The sequence below is a fragment of the Paraburkholderia sp. 40 genome, from assembly GCF_050434105.1.
Classification (GTDB): domain Bacteria; phylum Pseudomonadota; class Gammaproteobacteria; order Burkholderiales; family Burkholderiaceae; genus Paraburkholderia; species Paraburkholderia tuberum.
Map to the genome: position 1 here is coordinate 2,500,321 of NZ_JBNPVY010000004.1, position 19,680 is coordinate 2,520,000.

Here is a 19,680-nt window from a genome sequence, read left to right on the forward strand (position 1 = left end):
CTTAAATACTGCTGCTTAACGCAATTTGAGCGTGGACAAACCGAATAGGCACAACATCAACGTGATGATCCAGAAACGCACGACCACCTGCGTTTCCTTCCAGCCCGACAATTCGAAATGGTGATGCAGCGGCGCCATCTTGAAGAACCGCCGCCCTTCGCCGAACCGGCGCTTCGTGTATTTGAACCACGTGACCTGCAGCATCACCGACAGCGTTTCCGCGACGAAAATGCCGCCCATGATGAACAGCACGATTTCCTGACGCACGATCACCGCGACCGTGCCGAGCGCGCCGCCGAGCGCGAGCGCGCCGACGTCGCCCATGAACATCTGCGCCGGGTGCGTGTTGAACCAAAGAAACGCAAGACCCGCGCCGCCCATCGCCGAACAGAAGATCAGCAATTCGCCCGCGCCGGGAATATGCGGGAACAGCAGGTATTTCGAGTAGACCGAGCTACCCATCACGTACGCGAACACGCCGAGCGACGCGCCGACCAGCACGACCGGCATGATCACGAGGCCGTCGAGGCCGTCGGTCAGATTCACCGCGTTGCTCGCGCCGACGATCACCAGGTACGTCAACACGATGAAGCCCCACACGCCGAGCGGATAAGTGATCGACTTGAAGAACGGCAGCAACAGGTCGGCGCGCGCGGGCAGGCCCATCGACAGACCGCTGCGCACCCACGCCATGAACAGGTCGAACACGCGCACGTTGCTCGCCTCGGACACGCTGAACGCGAGATAAACCGCCGCGAACAGGCCGATCACCGATTGCCAGAAATACTTCTCGCGCGATGACATGCCGCGCGGGTCCTTGTAGACGACCTTGCGGTAATCGTCGACCCAGCCGATCACGCCGAAGCCGAACGTGACGAGCATCACGATCCAGATGAAGCGGTTGGTCAGATCGGCCCACAGCAGCGTGGCCACGGCGATGCCGAGCAGGATCAGCACGCCGCCCATCGTCGGCGTGCCCGATTTGACGAGGTGAGTTTGCGGACCGTCCTTGCGAACGGCCTGGCCGACCTTCATCGCGGTCAGCTTGCGAATGACCGCCGGGCCGCAGACGAGCCCGATCAACAACGCGGTGATGGTCGCCATCACCGCGCGAAACGTCAGATAACTGAACACGCGCAAGAAGCTTGCGTCATTCTGCAGCCATTGCGCCAGCGCCAGTAGCATGCCTGGATCCTTCTATTTCAATGTGCAGCGGGCGTCGTGCCCGCGGCGTTGGGTTGTGGACTCGTAACGGCGTCCACCACGCGCTCCATCTGCATGAAGCGCGAGCCTTTCACGAGAAGCGTTGCGGCAGCGCCGAAGCCGGCCTGCTGCAGTTGCGCGACCAGCGCGCCGACATCGGCGACGTGGTGCGCACCCGCGCCGTATGCGGTGCAGGCGTCGCGCGAGGCGTCGCCCATCGCATACAGCGCGTCGATACCGCGCTCTTTCGCATACGCGCCGATTTCGCGGTGAAACGCCGGGCCGTTGTCGCCGACTTCGCCCATGTCGCCCATCACGAGCACACGCGGCGATTCACGTGACGCGAGCACGTCGATCGCGGCGCGCATCGAATCGGGATTCGCGTTGTAGGTGTCGTCGATCACGGTTGCGCCCGCGAGCGTGCCGAGCACGGCCTGCTTGACCTGCAGACGACCCTTCACCGCGCCGAACGATTCGAGGCCGCGCTGGATTGCGTCGAGCGACACACCCGCTGCCAACGCGGCGGAGGCCGCCGCGAGCGCGTTGTGCGCGTTGTGATTGCCAAGCACCTGCAGCGTAACGTCGAGATGGCCTTGCGGCGTGTCGATACTCAAACGCTTGCCGTCGAACCTGCCCTTCACCGCGGCTTCGGTCGTGCGCTCCGCGCTGTTCAACGCGAAATCGATGATGCGACTGCCGGTCGCGGCGACGCGCCAGATGCTCGCGTATGCGTCGTCGGCGGGGAATACCGCCGTGCCTTCCGGCGACAGCGCGTGAATCACGCTCGCGTGTTCGAGCGCGACCGCCTCGACGGTCGCCATGAATTCCTGGTGCTCGCGCTGCGCGTTGTTGACGACGGCAACCGTCGGCTCGGCAAGCTTCGCGAGCTGCTCAGTTTCGCCCGGATGGTTCATGCCGAGTTCGACCACCGCGAGCCGATGCGCGGCATGCAGACGGAAAAGCGTGAGCGGAAGGCCGATGTCGTTGTTGAAATTGCCCGCGGTCGCGAGACGCGCATCCGCGCCGACCGCGGCCGCGAAGATCGAGGCGATCATTTCCTTGACCGTGGTCTTGCCGTTGCTGCCCGTGACCGCGACGAGCGGCAGGTCGAACTGACGACGCCAGCCGCGCGCGAGCGCGCCGAGCGCTTCGCGCGTATCGGCGACGCGGATCGCGGGCACGCTCCAGCTATCCGGCGTGCGCGCGACGAGCACCGCCGCGACGTTGCGCTCGGCGACTTGCGGCAGGAAGTCGTGCGCGTCGAAACGGTCGCCCTTGATCGCGATGAACAGATCGCCGGGGCCAGCGCTGCGGCTGTCGGTCGACACGCGCTCGAAGCGCACGCTGTCGTCGCCGGTGACGCTCGCGCCGGGGATCTGCGCGGCGGCTGCACGTAGCGAGAACATGTTCATTCGCCACCTCCGCGTGTTTGTGTGGCCCGCGCGGCGAGCGCGAGGCGGGCGTGGTCCTGATCGGAGAAAGCGCGTTTCTTGCCCATGATTTCCTGTGTGGCTTCGTGCCCCTTGCCGGCCAGCACGATCACGTCTTCGCGCGCGGCGCCGCGGATCGCCTGCAGGATCGCGCTCGCGCGGTCCTCGATGCGGCGCGCCTTCGACGCATCCTGCATGCCCGCGACAATTTGCTCGATGATCGCGAGCGGATCTTCGCTGCGCGGGTTGTCGCTCGTCACGACGACGTTGTCCGCCAGCCGCTCGGCGATCGCGCCCATCAGCGGACGCTTGGTCGCATCGCGGTCGCCGCCGCAGCCGAACATGCAGACAAGTTCGCCGCCGCGCGCGGTCGCGATCGGCCGCAGTGCTTCGAGCGTCTTTTCGAGCGCATCGGGTGTGTGCGCGTAGTCGATCACGACGAGTGGTTCGTCGTTCTGCAGACGGCCGCCCAGACGCTGCATGCGGCCGTTCACCGGTTCGAGCTTCGCGAGTTCGGCGAGCGCCGCGTCGAACGGCACGTCGGCGGCGAGCAGCACGCCGAGCACCGCGAGCAGATTGCCGACGTTGAAGAGGCCGAGCGTTTGCACTTCGACTTCGGCGTTGCCCCAGTCCGAGGTGCTCAGGTGAAACGCGGTGCCGGTCGCGGTGGCACGCACGTTCGATGCAGTGAGCCACGCGTCGGCTTGCGGTGTGCCCTTAGCGTCGGCGTCGCCATGCTCGCCCTCGATGCCATACGCGATCGTGCGCGCGTGACTACGCGTGCTCGCGAGCAAACGCCGGCCGGCGGCATCGTCGCGATTGATCACGGCCGCGCGCAGCTCGGGCCATGCGAACAGACGCGCCTTGGCGGCTTCATAGGCCTCGAACGTGCCGTGATAGTCGAGATGATCCTGCGTCAGGTTCGTGAACACCGCGATGTCGAAAGCGGTGCCGTTCACGCGCCCCTGGTGCAGCGCATGCGACGACACTTCCATCGCCACCGCCTGCGCGCCCGCGTCGCGCAATTGCGCGAGGCTGCGTTGCAATTGCGGTGCGTCGGGCGTCGTGAAGCCGGTGTGCACGAGTTGGCCGACGAGCCCTGTGCCGAGCGTGCCGACGATCGCACAGCGCGTGCCGCGCGCGGACAGCGCCGCGGCGACCCACTGGCTGCACGAAGTCTTGCCGTTCGTGCCGGTGATGCCGACCGCGAGCATCGCGTCGCTCGGATCGCGATACCACGCGCTCGCGATCGTGCCGGCGAGCTCATTCAACGCCGGCACCGCGTGCGTGACGGACGCATCGAGCGTGCCGCCGAAGCCTTCGGATTGCACGAGCACGGCGGCCGCGCCGCGCTCGATCGCGGCGTCGATGAACGGGCGGTTGTCCGCGCCATCGACCGCGTACGCGAAGAACGCGTCGCCGGCCGCGAGCGAGCGCGTGTCGGCGTGCAGATGCGCGCCTGGCTGCACGTGCGCGTGCAGCCAGGCGAGGGCGTCGGCGATCTGCCGGTGCGCTGGATGTTGCTCGCGCAGCGCGTTCATCGCTCGACTCCTGGATGATTTTTCGGGTTGGCGGAAATGGTCATCTTCTTCACGCCGGGGCTCGTCGACAGCTTCTTCACCACGGGCGGTGTGGCCGGCGCGCCGGGCGCGGGCGGCGCCGAATCGTCGGACACGACCATCTGCTTGACGGGCATGTCGGGCGGCACGTTCAGCGCGCGCAGCGTATCCCCGGCGATGCCCGAAAACACCGGGCCCGACACCTGGCCGCCGAAGTGGCTACCGGCCGTCGGCTCGTCGACCGACACCGCGACGACGATGCGCGGATTCGGCATCGGCGCCATGCCGACGAACGAGGCGCGATATTTGGAGTGGTCGTAGCCGTGCGGACCGTGCTTGTACGCGGTACCGCTCTTGCCGCCGACGCGATAGCCGGGCACCGCCGCATCCGGCGACGTGCCTTGCGGCGACACCACGGTTTCGAGCATCGCGCGCACTTCACGCGCGGTGGTCGGCGAGAAGATCTGCGGACCGGTGGCCGGCTGGTCGCCCGGCGTGTGGAAAATCGTCACCGGCATGATTTCGCCGTCGTGCGCGATCGCGGTGTACGCGCGGCCGAGCTGGAACAGCGACACCGACAGGCCATAGCCGTACGACATCGTCGCCTGCTCGATGCGGCGCCAGCTCTTCCACGGACGCAGACGGCCCGCCGCCGCGCCCGGGAAACCGACCTTCGGCGCCTGGCCGAGACCGATGCTGGTGTACATGTTCCACATCTCTTCGGGCCGCAACTGCATCGCGATTTTGGTCGCACCGATGTTGCTCGACTTCTGGATCACGCCGCCGACCGTCAGCACGCCGAAGCCGCTGTCATCGGTAATCGGCGCGCCGTCGAGTACGAAGTGGCCGTTGCCCGTATCTACCAGTGTAGTCGGCGTCACGCGGTGCAGATCGAGCGCGAGCGATACGGTGAACGGCTTCATGATCGAACCCGGCTCGAACGTGTCGGTCAGGATGCGGTTGCGCAGCTGGTCGCCGGTCAGGTGCGAGCGGTCATTCGGGTTGTAGGTCGGGTAATTGACGAGCGCGAGCACTTCGCCGGTGCGCACGTCGATCACCATCGCCGCGCCGGCCTTCGCCTTGAATTTCTCGACTGCCGCTTTCAGGTTCGTATAGGCGATGTACTGGATCTTGCTGTCGATCGACAGATCGACGTCCTTGCCGTTGTGCGGCACGACCTGTTCGTCGACGTCCTCGATGATGTGGCCCATCCGGTCCTTGATCACGCGACGGCTGCCCGACATGCCCGCGAGCAGCTTCTGGTCGCCGAGCTCGACGCCTTCCTGGCCCTCGTCCTCGACGTTCGTGAAGCCAATCAGGTGAGCGGTGATCTCACCTTCCGGATAGAAGCGCTTGTACTCGTCGCGCGAGTAAATGCCGGGGATGTCGAGCGCCGCGACTTTTTCTGCGACGTCGACCGGCACCTGGCGCTTCACGTAGACGAAGGTCTTGTCTTCCGAGAGCTTCGAGCGCAATTCCTTAGTGGTCATGCCGAGCAGTTTGCCGAGCGCGTCGAGCTTGTCCGCGCCGAGGTCGTCGGGCACCGATTCGGGAATCGCCCAGATTGCACGCACCGGCAGACTCGTGGCGAGCACGAGGCCGTTGCGGTCGAGAATCTTGCCGCGCGTGGCCGGCATGTCGATGCGGCGCTGATAGCGGATCTCGCCCTGCTTCAGATAGAACCCGTTGCCCGGGCCCTGAATCCAGAACGCGCGCGCGGCGAGTGCGACGAACGCCATGAACAGCAGGAACACGACGAGCTTCGAGCGCCACATCGGCAGGCGCACTGACAGAATCGGGTTGGCCGAAAACGCAACGCTCTTGTGGGCCGACGATTTTTTCATCGTGTGGCTCCGCGACGGGTCGCGACCGGCGCCGAGGCCGGCGCGGAAGTCGGAATGGGTGCGTCGATCGCCGTCGCGGCACCCGGGGCGAGCGTCAGGTACTGGGTGCGGCCCGTGGTGACCGATTGCATCTTCAGCGAGGCGGTGGCGAGTTGCTCGATGCGCGACGTTTTGGACAGCGCGCTCTGTTGATATTGAAGCTGCGAATAGTCCTGCTGCAGCTGACGCTCCTGCGACTGCGCGCGCTGCAACTGGATAAAGATCTGACGCTGCTGATTGGTCGCGTTGACGACCGACAAGGCACAGCCCATCACGATGATCAGCAGGAAAATATTGAGGCGGTTCATGGCGCGATCCGCTCCGCCACGCGCATCACGGCAGAACGGGCGCGCGGGTTGCCGGCGACTTCAGCGTCGCTCGCGAATACGCGGCCGATGATCTTGAGCGGAGGGCTCGGCAGGTCGACCGCGCGGATCGGCAGACGGCGATCCACCGCCGGCGTGCTCGCGTGCGCCTGCATGAATCGCTTGACGATCCGGTCCTCGAGCGAATGAAAGCTGATGACCACCAGCCGCCCCCCTTGCTCCAACAACGACAACGCTGCTTCTAGAACGACTTGCAGCTCCGCAAGCTCTTGATTGACGTGAATCCGTATAGCCTGAAAGGTGCGGGTTGGCCGGGTCCTTGCCCTTCTCACGGGTTTTGACGACGTTAGCCACGATTTGGGCAAGCTCGCCCGTGCTGACGAGAGGCCCAAGACGGTCGGACTCTGCCCGGCGAGCAACAAGCGCCTTTGCAATCTGAAAAGCAAACCGTTCTTCCCCATAATCTCGTATCACCTCCGTCAATTCCTGCACCGTGGCCCGCGCGAGCCAGTCAGCGGCGGACTCGCCGCGCGTCGGGTCCATCCGCATGTCGAGCGGGCCGTCGGCGCGGAAGCTGAAGCCCCGCTCCGGATCGTCGACTTGCGGCGACGACACGCCCAGATCCAGCAACACCCCCGACACACGCCCTACCCCGCGCTCCGCCATCGCGGCGCGCAGTGAAGCAAAACTCTCGTGGACGATGGCAAAGCGCGGATCGGCGATCTTCTGCGCCGTCGCGATCGCGAGCGGATCTTTATCGAACGCGATCAGCCGCCCTGCTTCACCGAGCCGTTCCAGCACGAGGCGGCTATGGCCGCCACGGCCGAACGTGCCGTCCACATACGTGCCGTCGGCGCGCGTGACCAGCGCATCGACCGCTTCGTTCAACAACACCGTGCGATGCTGCAATTCGTTTCCCATCGCAGAAGCCATATAAATAAGCCGCGATCAGAACGTGAAATCTTTCAACGCGTCGGGCATGCCCTCGGCGATCGCCGCCTGTTCCTTCGCGGCGTAGATCTGTGCATCCCACAGCTCGAAATGGCGGCCCATGCCGAGCAAGGTCACTTCTTTCTCCAGCGAGCCAGCCGCTCGCAACTCCGGCGACACGAGCACACGGCCTGCGCCGTCCATATCCACATCCATTGCATTGCCGAGAAAAATGCGTTTCCACCAGGCGGCGTTCATGGGCAGCTTGTCGACCTTGTCACGGAAGATTTCCCATTCGGGGCGCGGAAAGAGCAACAGGCAGCCGTCCGGGTGCTTGGTGATCGTCACCCGGCCCTCTGCCTGTGTTTGCAGCGCATCCCGATAACGAGAGGGAATCGACATCCGCCCTTTCGCATCGAGCGTCAGCGCCGACGCCCCTTGGAACACTTCGCTCTCCCCTATTGCGGCGCTGTTTGCGCCGCCCGCCCGGTCCGTGAAAATCTACCCGAAAGTGATGCTGAGAACACACAAAAATACACTTTCTCACACTGTCTCCCACTTTAGAGGAACGCTAAACACGGGTCAAGGGAGCGGCGCGCTTTTCGAGCGGATTTTGTTTGCTAGAACAAGGACTTAGCGCGACTCCTTCACGTCCAGCATAAAACAGAAAACCGTTATAAATGAAAGGGCTAGTGCAACTTGTGAAGGTGATACGTGAAAAGTGCGAGGAAACAGCGCGAATTGAAAGAGATCGTTAAGGGAGTCTGAAAGGGAAAAGGCGGCGTCGCCCGGACGGACGACGAACGGGGCGCGCGGCGCCGTCTCGCTTGCGAAAATGCGTTCAGCGATGGCTGAGGCGATACGTGCGGCGCGCCGGTTAGCGAAGCGAAGCGGGTGAAACGCTCATATGTAATAGGCGGTGCGCGTCATTACCTTCGACATCGCACGCATCAACGCGCGTGCAGGAGACGGCAACTCGATGCCGCCCGCGTCCATCGCGGCCTTGCCGTGCTGCGCTTCATCGACGCGCATCTGCTCGACGATCGCGCGCGATTCATGGTCCGCGGCGGGGAGCTGATCGAGATGACTGTCGAGATGCTGCTCGACCTGGCGCTCCGTTTCGGCCATGAAGCCAAGACTCACGCGATCGCCGAGACGCCCCGCGGCGAGTCCGATCGCGAGCGCGCCGGTGTACCACAGCGGATTGAGCAGACTCGGACGCGAGTCGAGCGCCTGGAGGCGTTTGGCGGTCCACGCCAGATGATCCTCTTCTTCCGACGCGGCGTGATCGAACATGGCGCGCAATGAAGGTGAGTCGGTGGCGAGTTTCTGCGCCTGGTAAAGCGCCTGCGCGCACACTTCGCCGACGTGGTTCACACGCATCAAACCCGCCGCATGCGCGCGCTCCGCGGGCGAGAGTTCGGGAGCTTCGGCCGTCGCCGCGGAAGCCTGCGGAAGCGGCAGCGGACGGCTCATCCGCGAGACCCCCGTCAGTGAGCGTAAACCCCGATCAAACTCGCCAATCAACTCGTCCAGCAACATAAAGCGCTCCCTGATTCGATAACCGCCGCATCGTTCCGGAAGGTCCGTGCGACAAGGCCTCGCGACGCGAAACCCGTGGCCCGACAGGCACCAATCCGCATGAAATGGGCGGTTAATTTGCGATTCTAGACCATGTTGCGTAAACGAAACAGCGGCCTTCCGGAGCGACTCCTTTTTCTTTGTTCCATGTATGCCTTTTGTTACATTACGTGGCAACTTCTCGCGAAGTTGGACAGCAAGGCCCTCAGCACTAATTAAATATTTCGCCTTGTACAAAAGATTCGTATTCCTTGGAGATCATTCGATGAAAAAGTCGCTTCTCGCTCTCGCAGCACTGGGCGCATTCGCAGGCGTCGCACATGCTCAGAGCAGCGTGACCCTGTACGGCATCGTTGACGTTGGTATCAACATGAACACCAACTCGGGCGGTAAGCATCTGTACAACATGTCCAGCGGTGTCCTGCAAGGCTCGCGTTTCGGCCTGCGTGGCACGGAAGATCTGGGCGGCGGTCTGAAGGCCCTGTTCGTTTTGGAAAACGGCTTTGACACGACGAATGGCAAGCTCGGTCAAGGCGGCCTGATGTTCGGTCGTCAGGCATATGTCGGTCTGTCGAGCCAGTTCGGCACGGTCACGCTGGGTCGTCAGTACGATTCCGTCGTCGACTACGTGGGTCCGTTCGAAGCGGGTGATCAGTGGGGCGGCTACATCGCCGCTCATCCGGGCGATATCGACAACTTCAACAACGCTTATCGCACCAACAACACGGTCAAGTACACGAGCGCGAACTACAACGGCCTGACGTTCGGCGGTACGTACAGCTTCGGCGGCGTCGCCGGTGACTTTACGCACAACCAGATCTGGTCGTTGGGTGGTGGCTATAACAACGGTCCGCTGCAGTTGGGCGTGGGTTATTTGAACGCACGGACGCCGGCAGCGTCGGGCGGTCTGTTCAACAACGGCGGCACGATCGCAGCGAACACGCCAGGCGCCGGTTTCTCAACCGCGAACCCGGCGGGTTTCGCGGTGTCGAGCCCGGTGTACGCCGGCTTCTCGTCGGCTAACACGTACCAGGTCATCGGCGCAGGCGGTGCATATACGTTCGGTGCGGCAACCATCGGCCTGACGTATTCGAACGTCCAATTCAGCAACCTCGGCAAGACGTTCGCGTCGCCGTTCACTGGCCAGAAGGCAACGTTCAACAACGGCGAAATCAACTTCAAGTATCAGTTGACCCCGGCACTGCTGGTCGGCGCAGCGTATGACTACACGCGCGGCACGCAGGTCGAAGGCAACTCGCGTGCTCAGTACCATCAGGGCGCACTGGGCGTGGACTACTTCCTGTCCAAGCGTACCGACGTGTACCTGGTCGGCGTGTACCAGCACGCTCTGGGCGACACGGTCAATGCGACAGGCCAGGTGGTCGCGGCAACGGCAGCCATCAACGGCCTGACCGGTTCGACGACCAACAACCAGTTCACGGCTCGCGTCGGTATCCGTCACAAGTTCTAATAAGTCGTAAAAAAACGCAGTTTGTCTCAAAGGCGCCTTCGGGCGCCTTTTTTTATGCGCGGATTTTGTACGGGCAACAAAAAGCCCGTCGCACTTTCGTGCGCCGGGCTTATGTTCTTGGCTCGCTTAAGCCCTGCCGTCGCGCAACTCGCGGCGCAGGATCTTGCCGACATTGCTCTTCGGCAACTCGGTGCGGAATTCGACGACCTTCGGCCGCTTGTAGCCGGTCAGTTGCGTTTTGCAGTACGCGAAGATCTGTTCGTCGGTCAGCGACGGATCCTTTTTCACGACGAACAGCTTCACTGCCTCGCCGGAATGCTGATCCGGTACACCCACCGCCGCGACTTCGAACACACCCGGCAGCTTTGCGACGACGTCCTCGACTTCATTCGGATACACGTTGAAGCCGGACACCAGAATCATGTCCTTCTTGCGATCGACGATCTTCACAAAGCCGTCCGCGCCCATGATGCCGACGTCGCCCGATTTTAAGAAGCCATCCGCCGTCATCACCTTGGCGGTTTCGTCGGGCCTGTTCCAGTAGCCCGCCATCACCTGCGGGCCGCGGATGCAGATCTCGCCGGACTGGCCGGGCGGCACTTCGTTGCCTTCGTCGTCGCGGATCGAGACTTCGGTCGACGGCAGTGGCAGGCCGATCGTGCCGGTGTATTCGGTGGCGGTGACGGGATTGCAGGTCACGCACGGCGACGTTTCCGACAGCCCGTAGCCCTCGACGATCGGCGTGCGCGTCAGCTCGAACCAGCGCTTCGCGACCGCCTCCTGCACCGCCATGCCGCCGCCGTTCGCGGTCAGCAGCTTCGAGAAGTCGAGCTTGTGGATGTCGGGGCTGTTCAACATCGCGTTGTAGAGTGTGTTGACCGCGGGAATCGTCGTGATCGCATACCCCTCGAGCGACTTGATCATGCCGGGGATATCGCGCGGATTCGGAATCAGCACGCCGAGACCGCCGGTGCGGATCGTCAGCAGCCCGCACACGGTCAGTGCGAACACGTGATACAGCGGCAACGCGACGACCGTAATGAACTGATCGATATCCGTGCGGTTCGCGCGCACCGGATTGAGCCAGACCTCCGACTGCAGCACGTTCGCGATCAGGTTCCGGTGCAGCAGCGTCGCGCCCTTGGCCACGCCGGTGGTGCCGCCCGTGTATTGCAGGAACGCGATATCGTCGGGTCCCTGCTGGACCGGCTTGAACGTCAGACGTGCGCCCTCCGAGACCGCGTCGTTGAACTTGACGTGCCCAGCCAGGCTCCACGCCGGCACCATCTTCTTGACCTTGCGCACGACGAAGTTCACGAGCGGGCCTTTGATGCCCATCAGGTCCCCCATCGCCGCGACGACCACATGCTTGACCGGCGTATTGCGCACGATTGCCTGCAAGGTCCCCGCGAAATTCTCGAGCAGAATGATCGCCGCAGTGCCGCTGTCCTTCAGTTGGTGCTCGAGTTCGCGCGGCGTGTACAGCGGATTCACATTCACGACCACATAGCCCGCGCGCAGAATCGCGGCGAGCGCGACTGGATACTGCAGCACGTTCGGCATCATGATCGCGACACGCGAGCCGCGCGTGAGCCCTTTCGACTGCAGCCACGCTGCAAGATTGCGCGAAAGCTCGTCGAGTTCACCGTAGCTGATCTGCTTGCCCATGCACACGAACGCCGGCTTTGCGCGGTGTTCGCGAAAGGCTTCCTCGAGCAACTCGGCCACCGACGAATAGCGTGTCGGGTCGATCTCTGCTGGAACGCCGGGCGGATAAGATTTCAGCCAGATTTTCTCCATGCAGCGTCTCCTGAATTATTTTCGAATGGTCGTGCTAAAAACGCATCGTAGCATGGGCATATTGCGGCCAATGGGCAAAGCGATGAGGTTAGACGGCAGCCTCGAACTTGCGAGACTGGGCGCCAGCTTCAATGTGCGGCGCGGCTTTCAGGCCCGCTCGACTTCGACGAGACAGTCGTAAAACGTCGCCGAACCGCCGAGATCGGTGAGTGCCTGGCTCGTCAACTGGTTCGCGTTGCGGCCGTCCGGCGCGAGCTTCTTCCACCAGATCGACAACCCGACGACCAGGCCTTCGCGCGCCCGGTCGGTCACGCGGGCACGCGCTTGCATCGAGCCGCGGTCGTTGAAGATGCGCACCTGATCGCCGTCGCCGATGCCGCGCGCGTGCGCGTCGGCAGGGTGGATGTCCAGATGCGGCTCGCCTTCCGTCGCGCGCAGACTCTCGATGTTCACGAAGGTGCTGTTCAGGAAGTTGCGCGCGGGCGGTGAAATCATCGCGAGCGGATAGCGGGCCGCCAGTTCGGGCGCGCCGTCGGCCGATTCGTAGGGTGGCAGGTAGTCTGGCAGCGGGTCGAGGCCCTGTTGCGCAAGGCGCTCGCTGTAGAACTCGCACTTGCCGGATGGCGTGCGAAAACCACCGTCGGCAAATGGCGCGTCAGGCAGATTGAGACGGGCCCAGCCGGCTTGCTTCAGCATCGTCCAGTCGACACCGTCCAGCGTCTTGTCGTCCCAGCGAAATGCGGCTTGCGCGACGGCTTCGTCGCTGTCGAAGAGCGCCGGTTCCGTCATGCCCATGCGGCGCGCGAGGCTGCGGAAGATCTCGGTATTCGGCCGTGCGTCGCCGAATGGCGCGATGGCGGGCAGGTTGACCATCACGTGCGTGTGACCGTACGACTTGTGCACGTCGAGATGCTCGAGCTGCGTCGTGGCAGGCAACAGCAGGTCGGCGTAATCCGCGGTGTCGGTCTGGAAATGCTCGAGCACGATCGTGAACAGATCCTCGCGCGCAAAACCCGCCGCGACGCGTTCGGAGTCCGGTGCGACCGCGACCGGATTCGAGTTGTAGACCACGATCGCCTCGACCTTGGGGCCGAACGTCGCGTCGCCCGGATGCAGCAACGCGTCGCCGATCGCATTCATATTGATCACGCGGCTCGGCTTCGACGGCCAACCCGGCATCAGGTCGGGACGCTGCAACGCGTGCGAGTCGACCGGTGCCCAACCGCTCGACGACAGCAGCGCCCCGCCCGCGCGCTCGCGCCATGCGCCGGTCAGCGACGGTAGACACGCGATTGCGCGCACCGCATTGCCGCCGCCACGCACCCGCTGCAGACCGTAGTTCAAGCGGATCGCGGCTTTCTGCGTGCTGGCGTAAAGTCGCGCAAGATCGGCGATTTCCTCTTCTTCGACGCTACAGATTTCACTAACCCGAGACAGTGGATAGCTGAGCGCACGCGCCTTCAAGTCGGCGAAGCCCAGCGTGTGCGCCGCGATGTACCCGTGGTCGAGCAGATTCTCGGTAATCAGGACGTTCATGATGCCGAGCGCGAGAGCGCCGTCTGTGCCTGGCTTTAGCGCGATGTGTTGATGGCATTTCTCCGCGGTCAGCGAGCGATACGGGTCGATTGCGATCAGCCGGGCGCCGCGACGCTTGGCTTCCTGCGCGCGCGTCCAGAAATGCAGATTCGATGCGATCGGATTCGCTCCCCAGATCAGGATCACCTCGCTCTCGGCGAAGAACTCGGTGTGCATACCGATGCCGGCGCCGTACGTGTATTTGAGGCCGGCAGCGCCGGCCGCCGCGCAAATCGCGCGATCCAATTGCGAGGCGCCGAGCTTGTGGAAAAAGCGTTGCGCGATGCTATCGCCCTGCACCAAGCCCATCGTGCCCGCGTAGCTGTAAGGCAGAATCGCTTCCGGCGCGCGACGGACAATCTCGCCGAGGCGGCTTGCGGCAAGGTCGAACGCTTCGTCCCAGTTGATTGGCTCGAAACGGCCCTCGCCCTTGCGGCCGACACGCTTCAGGGGCGTCGTCAATCGGTTCGGATGGTATACACGCTCCGCGTAACGACTGACCTTCGTGCACAGCACGCCCTGAGTCGGCGGATGGTCGGGATCGCCGGCGACCTTGATCGCCCGTCCATTGTCGATTGTCACGCGCATCGCGCAGGTGTCGGGGCAATCGTGCGGGCACACGGCGCGCGCGAATTCGGTCGGGGCGTTCATCGGCAATGTGTCCTGGCGAGCAGTAAGCGGTCGCGCAAAGTGGAATTTTATTACGTCTATAGGCCGCCGACTCGGCGGCGCCACCAAAAATGCCTTCGGCGTAGAATGAATTATCCGCAGTGCCCGGGCCGACGTGGTCCGCGGCGATCTCAGGCTCGTCAAGCACAAACGCATAATCACTCCATCATGAAACTCATCCCCGAAATTCAGGCCGCTCGCGGCGAAATCCAGACCCTTCGACGAACCATCCATGCCCACCCGGAGCTGCGCTACGAAGAGACGGCGACTGCTGATCTCGTCGCGCGTTCGCTCGAGTCCTGGGGCATCGAGACTCACCGTGGTTTCGGCAAGACGGGCGTGGTCGGCGTATTGAAGCGAGGTAACGGCTCGCGCGCGATTGGCCTGCGAGCCGACATGGACGCGCTGCCGATCCAGGAGCTCAACAGCTTCGATCATCGTTCGACGAACGACGGCAAGATGCATGCGTGCGGGCACGACGGACATACGGCGATGCTGCTCGGTGCCGCGCACTACCTGGCCAGACATGGTGCTTTCGACGGCACGATCGTGTTCATTTTCCAGCCGGCTGAAGAAGGCGGCGCCGGCGCGAAGGCTATGATGGACGACGGCTTGTTCAACAAATTCGCCGTGGACGCCGTGTTTGGCATTCACAACTGGCCGGGCATGCCGGCGGGCCACTTCGGCGTGACCGAAGGCCCGATCATGGCGTCGAGCAATGAATTTCGCATCGAAATCAAGGGCGTCGGCTCGCATGCAGCGCTACCGCACAATGGCCGTGATCCGGTCTTTGCGGCGGTGCAAATTGCCAACGGGCTGCAAAGCATCATCACGCGAAACAAAAAGCCGCTGGATACTGCGGTATTGTCGATAACGCAGATACATGCGGGCGATGCGGTCAATGTGGTACCGGACGACGCTTGGATCGCGGGGACCGTTCGGACCTTCACTACAGAAACGCTCGACCTGATCGAGTCACGCATGCGCAAGATCGCGCACAGTACAGCCGAAGCATACGATTGCTCCGTTCAGATCCAATTCCACCGGAACTATCCCCCGACGATCAACAGCAGCGAGGAAGCGCGTTTTGCGGCGTCGATCATGAAAGAGATCGTTGGCGCGGAAAATGTCGATGACGCGGTTGAACCGACCATGGGTGCCGAGGATTTTTCGTTCATGCTGCTGGCGAAACCGGGTTGCTATGCGTTTTTGGGCAACGGCGATGGCGGCCACCGCGAGGCGGGCCACGGCGCGGGCCCTTGTATGCTGCACAACGCAAGTTATGACTTTAACGACGAGTTGTTGCCGGTGGGATCGACGTATTGGGTCCGACTGGCGCAGAAGTTTCTGGCGCAAGGGAAGTAGAGAGTTGAAAAGCGTTGAGGCGGGCGGAGGTGTCGCTTGCTTCAATGCTGTTTGTTAATTTTGACCGTGTAAACGCAAAAACCCCACCGCGGCGGGTGGGGTTTCTGACTGGGGAGGAGCCTGACGATTACCTACTTTCACACGGGCAATCCGCACTATCATCGGCGTGGAGTCGTTTCACGGTCCTGTTCGGGATGGGAAGGGGTGGGACCGACTCGCTATGGTCATCAGGCATGACGGGTTGCTGCGTCGCAGGGTTGGAGTCAACCGGTTGCGCCACAGCCAATCGGGAAGAAGCGTAAAGGATTCGGGTGGGGGTTGTGTTGTTTCTGGCACAACACCGATCTCAACCGTGTGCGTGTTCCTGCCCCCTTCGGGGGTGGGGTCCGGGTAAGCGCTTTGCATGGGCCCGGAGTAAGTGCTGAAGCACTAACTCCGGCCGACAGCTGAAGCGCTCACGCTGACCGCAAAACACACCGGTTATAGGATCAAGCCTTACGGGCAATTAGTATCAGTTAGCTCAGTACATTACTGTACGTGCACACCTGACCTATCAACGTCCTGGTCTTGAACGACCCTTCAAGGGGCTCGAAGCCCCGGGGATATCTCATCTTAAGGCGAGTTTCCCGCTTAGATGCTTTCAGCGGTTATCTCTTCCGAACATAGCTACCCGGCGATGCCACTGGCGTGACAACCGGTACACCAGAGGTTCGTCCACTCCGGTCCTCTCGTACTAGGAGCAGCCCCCTTCAAATATCCAGCGCCCACGGCAGATAGGGACCAAACTGTCTCACGACGTTTTAAACCCAGCTCACGTACCTCTTTAAATGGCGAACAGCCATACCCTTGGGACCGGCTACAGCCCCAGGATGAGATGAGCCGACATCGAGGTGCCAAACACCGCCGTCGATATGAACTCTTGGGCGGTATCAGCCTGTTATCCCCAGAGTACCTTTTATCCGTTGAGCGATGGCCCTTCCATACAGAACCACCGGATCACTATGACCTGCTTTCGCACCTGTTCGACTTGTCAGTCTCACAGTCAAGCACGCTTATGCCATTGCACTATCAGCACGATTTCCGACCGTACCTAGCGTACCTTCGTACTCCTCCGTTACACTTTGGGAGGAGACCGCCCCAGTCAAACTGCCTACCATGCACTGTCCCCGACCCGGATCACGGGCCAAGGTTAGAACCTCAAACAGATCAGGGTGGTATTTCAAGGACGGCTCCACGCAGACTGGCGTCCACGCTTCATAGCCTCCCACCTATCCTACACAGACCGGTTCAAAGTCCAATGCAAAGCTACAGTAAAGGTTCATGGGGTCTTTCCGTCTAGCCGCGGGGAGATTGCATCATCACAAACACTTCAACTTCGCTGAGTCTCGGGAGGAGACAGTGTGGCCATCGTTACGCCATTCGTGCAGGTCGGAACTTACCCGACAAGGAATTTCGCTACCTTAGGACCGTTATAGTTACGGCCGCCGTTTACCGGGACTTCAATCAGGAGCTTGCACCCCATCATTTAATCTTCCGGCACCGGGCAGGCGTCACACCCTATACGTCCACTTTCGTGTTTGCAGAGTGCTGTGTTTTTATTAAACAGTCGCAGCCACCAGTTTATTGCAACCCTTTCACCCTTCTGGCGCAGGCCAGTCAGGCTATGAGGGCGTACCTTATCCCGAAGTTACGGTACCAATTTGCCGAGTTCCTTCTCCCGAGTTCTCTCAAGCGCCTTAGAATACTCATCTCGCCCACCTGTGTCGGTTTGCGGTACGGTCACTGTGAAACTGAAGCTTAGAGGCTTTTCCTGGAACCCCTTCCAGTTGCTTCGTCGCCTGAGCGACTCGCCTCGCACCCTTGAATTCCGCGCCCGGATTTGCCAAAGCGCCTTCTCCAATGCAAGGACCGGGACTTCCAACACCCGGACAACCTTCCGCGATCCGTCCCCCCATCGCATTTCACAATGGTGCAGAAATATTAATCTGCTTCCCATCAGCTACGCATTTCTGCCTCGCCTTAGGGGCCGACTCACCCTACGCCGATGAACGTTGCGTAGGAAACCTTGGGCTTACGGCGAGGGGGCCTTTCACCCCCTTTATCGCTACTCATGTCAGCATTCGCACTTCCGATACCTCCAGCACACTTTCCAGTGCACCTTCGCAGGCTTACGGAACGCTCTCCTACCATGCACATTGCTGTGCATCCGCAGCTTCGGTATATGGCTTAGCCCCGTTACATCTTCCGCGCAGGACGACTCGATCAGTGAGCTATTACGCTTTCTTTAAAGGGTGGCTGCTTCTAAGCCAACCTCCTGACTGTTTTAGCCTTCCCACTTCGTTTCCCACTTAGCCATATTTGGGGACCTTAGCTGGCGGTCTGGGTTGTTTCCCTCTTGACACCGGACGTTAGCACCCGATGTCTGTCTCCCGTGATTGCACTCTTCGGTATTCGGAGTTTGCTATGGCGTAGTAATCCGCAATGGACCCCACAACCATGACAGTGCTCTACCCCCGAAGGTGATACACGAGGCACTACCTAAATAGTTTTCGGAGAGAACCAGCTATTTCCAGGTTTGTTTAGCCTTTCACCCCTATCCACAGCTCATCCCCTAACTTTTCAACGTTAGTGGGTTCGGTCCTCCAGCACGTGTTACCGTGCCTTCAACCTGGCCATGGATAGATCACCTGGTTTCGGGTCTACACCCAGCGACTGGACGCCCTGTTCGGACTCGCTTTCGCTACGCCTGCCCTAATCGGTTAAGCTCGCCACTGAATGTAAGTCGCTGACCCATTATACAAAAGGTACGCCGTCACCCCTTCGCAGAGGCTCCGACTGTTTGTATGCATGCGGTTTCAGGATCTGTTTCACTCCCCTCCCGGGGTTCTTTTCGCCTTTCCCTCACGGTACTGGTTCACTATCGGTCGATCACGAGTATTTAGCCTTGGAGGATGGTCCCCCCATCTTCAGACAGGATTTCACGTGTCCCGCCCTACTTCTCGTACACCCAGTTCTTCCATGCTGTTTTCGTCTACAGGGCTATCACCTGCTATGGCCGCACTTTCCAGAGCGTTCGACTAACAATACAGATAACGTGTACAGGCTGATCCCATTTCGCTCGCCACTACTCTGGGAATCTCGGTTGATTTCTTTTCCTGCGGTTACTTAGATGTTTCAGTTCACCGCGTTCGCCTCACGCAGCCTATGGATTCAGCTACGGATACTCCATTAGGAGTGGGTTTCCCCATTCGGACATCTCCGGATCAATGCTCGTTTGCCAGCTCCCCGGAGCTTTTCGCAGGCTACCGCGTCCTTCATCGCCTGTGATCGCCAAGGCATCCACCACATGCACTTGTTCGCTTGACCCTATAACGGGTGTGTCTCTGTCGACCAGTGTTAGCGCTTTAGCGCTTACTCTGGTCCCATCCCCGGAGGGGACAGGTTCCCGAAGGAGTCGACCATTCACGTTCCGTTACAGGTTGAGTATTCGTGTTGCGCCGTATTCCAAGGCAATCTTTCGATCACCTTTAAAATACATCGATACAATCACAACCCTGATTCACCTACTCACACACCCATCTCCAGGTATGCTTTCGTGAATCTCTTTACTACTTCTTCCTGATTGTTAAAGAACGGCAGCCGGTATGAAGCCTGTGCCTCATACCGCTCTGACTGGCTCAATCGCCAATGCGCAACGCTCTGCCTTCAGGCAGAACCCTGCGCATTGAGGATTGGTGGAGGATGACGGGATCGAACCGACGACCCCCTGCTTGCAAAGCAGGTGCTCTCCCAGCTGAGCTAATCCCCCAGTCCCACAGATATTCCAGCGGCCCCAGCCCTTCAGCTCACCAGACAAGACCGTGGTGGGTCTGGATGGATTCGAACCAT

The 19,680-nt window shown here is 61.5% G+C and carries 11 protein-coding genes, 2 tRNA genes, 2 rRNA genes and 1 pseudogene (1 of these 16 only partly in view); 2 read left to right on the forward strand and 14 right to left on the reverse strand.

The genetic code is table 11. The features are described 5' to 3' along the window. Positions 1 to 15 precede the first annotated feature (15 nt). The 8 genes and pseudogenes from mraY to coq7 form a co-directional block, all read right to left on the reverse strand. Positions 16 to 1,185 carry a phospho-N-acetylmuramoyl-pentapeptide-transferase gene (gene mraY / locus OKW28_RS33340; protein WP_429451829.1) on the reverse strand — a complete coding sequence of 390 codons (1,170 nt, stop codon included), beginning with the start codon at positions 1,183 to 1,185 and terminating at the stop codon, positions 16 to 18. Between the two features lie 17 nt (positions 1,186 to 1,202). Next, positions 1,203 to 2,615, reverse strand: coding sequence for a UDP-N-acetylmuramoyl-tripeptide--D-alanyl-D-alanine ligase (locus OKW28_RS33345; protein ID WP_429451831.1), 1,413 nt, complete (start codon positions 2,613 to 2,615; stop codon positions 1,203 to 1,205). Next, positions 2,612 to 4,174: a UDP-N-acetylmuramoyl-L-alanyl-D-glutamate--2,6-diaminopimelate ligase gene (locus OKW28_RS33350; RefSeq protein ID WP_429451833.1), complete on the reverse strand. Its 1,563-nt coding sequence runs from the start codon at positions 4,172 to 4,174 to the stop codon at positions 2,612 to 2,614. Before OKW28_RS33350 ends, OKW28_RS33345 begins: the two co-directional genes overlap by 4 nt. After that, positions 4,171 to 6,036, reverse strand: coding sequence for a peptidoglycan D,D-transpeptidase FtsI family protein (locus OKW28_RS33355; RefSeq protein ID WP_429451835.1), 1,866 nt, complete (start codon positions 6,034 to 6,036; stop codon positions 4,171 to 4,173). The genes OKW28_RS33350 and OKW28_RS33355 overlap by 4 nt, the downstream gene beginning before the upstream one ends. Then, entirely contained in the window at positions 6,033 to 6,383 is a 351-nt protein-coding gene (ftsL, locus tag OKW28_RS33360; protein ID WP_090801975.1) for a cell division protein FtsL, read from the reverse strand. Before ftsL ends, OKW28_RS33355 begins: the two co-directional genes overlap by 4 nt. Beyond that, a pseudogene (gene rsmH / locus OKW28_RS33365) lies at positions 6,380 to 7,322 on the reverse strand (16S rRNA (cytosine(1402)-N(4))-methyltransferase RsmH). Before rsmH ends, ftsL begins: the two are co-directional and overlap by 4 nt. A 27-nt stretch (positions 7,323 to 7,349) precedes the next feature. Beyond that, positions 7,350 to 7,778 (reverse strand): division/cell wall cluster transcriptional repressor MraZ, encoded by a 429-nt coding sequence (gene mraZ / locus OKW28_RS33370; protein WP_013090620.1) that lies wholly within the window; start codon positions 7,776 to 7,778, stop codon positions 7,350 to 7,352. A gap of 456 nt (positions 7,779 to 8,234) precedes the next feature. Next, positions 8,235 to 8,873, reverse strand: a complete 639-nt coding sequence (gene coq7, locus OKW28_RS33375; RefSeq protein ID WP_429454541.1) for a 2-polyprenyl-3-methyl-6-methoxy-1,4-benzoquinone monooxygenase — start codon at positions 8,871 to 8,873, stop codon at positions 8,235 to 8,237. A 304-nt stretch (positions 8,874 to 9,177) separates the two neighbouring features. Between coq7 and OKW28_RS33380 the strand changes: the two genes are divergently transcribed. Next, positions 9,178 to 10,383, forward strand: coding sequence for a porin (locus tag OKW28_RS33380; protein ID WP_429451837.1), 1,206 nt, complete (start codon positions 9,178 to 9,180; stop codon positions 10,381 to 10,383). A 126-nt stretch (positions 10,384 to 10,509) separates the two neighbouring features. Here the strand turns inward: OKW28_RS33380 and OKW28_RS33385 are convergent, their stop codons facing one another. Together OKW28_RS33385 and OKW28_RS33390 are read right to left on the reverse strand one after the other, a co-directional pair. Next, a complete protein-coding gene (locus tag OKW28_RS33385; RefSeq protein WP_429451839.1) occupies positions 10,510 to 12,183 on the reverse strand; it encodes a long-chain fatty acid--CoA ligase in 1,674 nt (557 codons plus the stop codon). 147 nt (positions 12,184 to 12,330) lie between these two features. Continuing rightward, entirely contained in the window at positions 12,331 to 14,409 is a 2,079-nt protein-coding gene (locus OKW28_RS33390) for a molybdopterin-containing oxidoreductase family protein (protein ID WP_429451841.1), read from the reverse strand. Positions 14,410 to 14,595: 186 nt separating this feature from the next. Here OKW28_RS33390 and OKW28_RS33395 point away from each other — a divergent pair, with 186 nt between their 5' ends. Beyond that, positions 14,596 to 15,792, forward strand: coding sequence for a M20 aminoacylase family protein (locus tag OKW28_RS33395; protein ID WP_429451843.1), 1,197 nt, complete (start codon positions 14,596 to 14,598; stop codon positions 15,790 to 15,792). Positions 15,793 to 15,910: 118 nt separating this feature from the next. On the opposite strand, the gene rrf is transcribed toward OKW28_RS33395, so the two are convergent. The 4 genes from rrf to OKW28_RS33415 form a co-directional block, all read right to left on the reverse strand. Next, positions 15,911 to 16,024 (reverse strand): 5S ribosomal RNA (gene rrf / locus OKW28_RS33400). Positions 16,025 to 16,276: 252 nt separating this feature from the next. After that, positions 16,277 to 19,158 (reverse strand): 23S ribosomal RNA (locus OKW28_RS33405). 366 nt (positions 19,159 to 19,524) lie between these two features. After that, positions 19,525 to 19,600: transfer RNA gene (locus OKW28_RS33410), tRNA-Ala, on the reverse strand. 53 nt (positions 19,601 to 19,653) lie between these two features. Then, positions 19,654 to 19,680, reverse strand: a tRNA-Ile gene (locus OKW28_RS33415) (it continues 50 nt past the right edge of the window).

Excerpts from the sequence above, each read along its gene's own strand:
- mraY (WP_429451829.1), bottom strand. The coding sequence starts at position 1,185 with ATGCTACTGGCGCTGGCGCAATGGCTGCAGAATGACGCAAGCTTCTTG.
- OKW28_RS33345 (WP_429451831.1), bottom strand. The coding sequence starts at position 2,615 with ATGAACATGTTCTCGCTACGTGCAGCCGCCGCGCAGATCCCCGGCGCG.
- OKW28_RS33350 (WP_429451833.1), bottom strand. The coding sequence starts at position 4,174 with ATGAACGCGCTGCGCGAGCAACATCCAGCGCACCGGCAGATCGCCGAC.
- OKW28_RS33355 (WP_429451835.1), bottom strand. The coding sequence starts at position 6,036 with ATGAAAAAATCGTCGGCCCACAAGAGCGTTGCGTTTTCGGCCAACCCG.
- ftsL (WP_090801975.1), bottom strand. The coding sequence starts at position 6,383 with ATGAACCGCCTCAATATTTTCCTGCTGATCATCGTGATGGGCTGTGCC.
- coq7 (WP_429454541.1), bottom strand. The coding sequence starts at position 8,873 with ATGTTGCTGGACGAGTTGATTGGCGAGTTTGATCGGGGTTTACGCTCA.
- OKW28_RS33380 (WP_429451837.1), top strand. The coding sequence starts at position 9,178 with ATGAAAAAGTCGCTTCTCGCTCTCGCAGCACTGGGCGCATTCGCAGGC.
- OKW28_RS33385 (WP_429451839.1), bottom strand. The coding sequence starts at position 12,183 with ATGGAGAAAATCTGGCTGAAATCTTATCCGCCCGGCGTTCCAGCAGAG.
- OKW28_RS33390 (WP_429451841.1), bottom strand. The coding sequence starts at position 14,409 with ATGAACGCCCCGACCGAATTCGCGCGCGCCGTGTGCCCGCACGATTGC.
- OKW28_RS33395 (WP_429451843.1), top strand. The coding sequence starts at position 14,596 with ATGAAACTCATCCCCGAAATTCAGGCCGCTCGCGGCGAAATCCAGACC.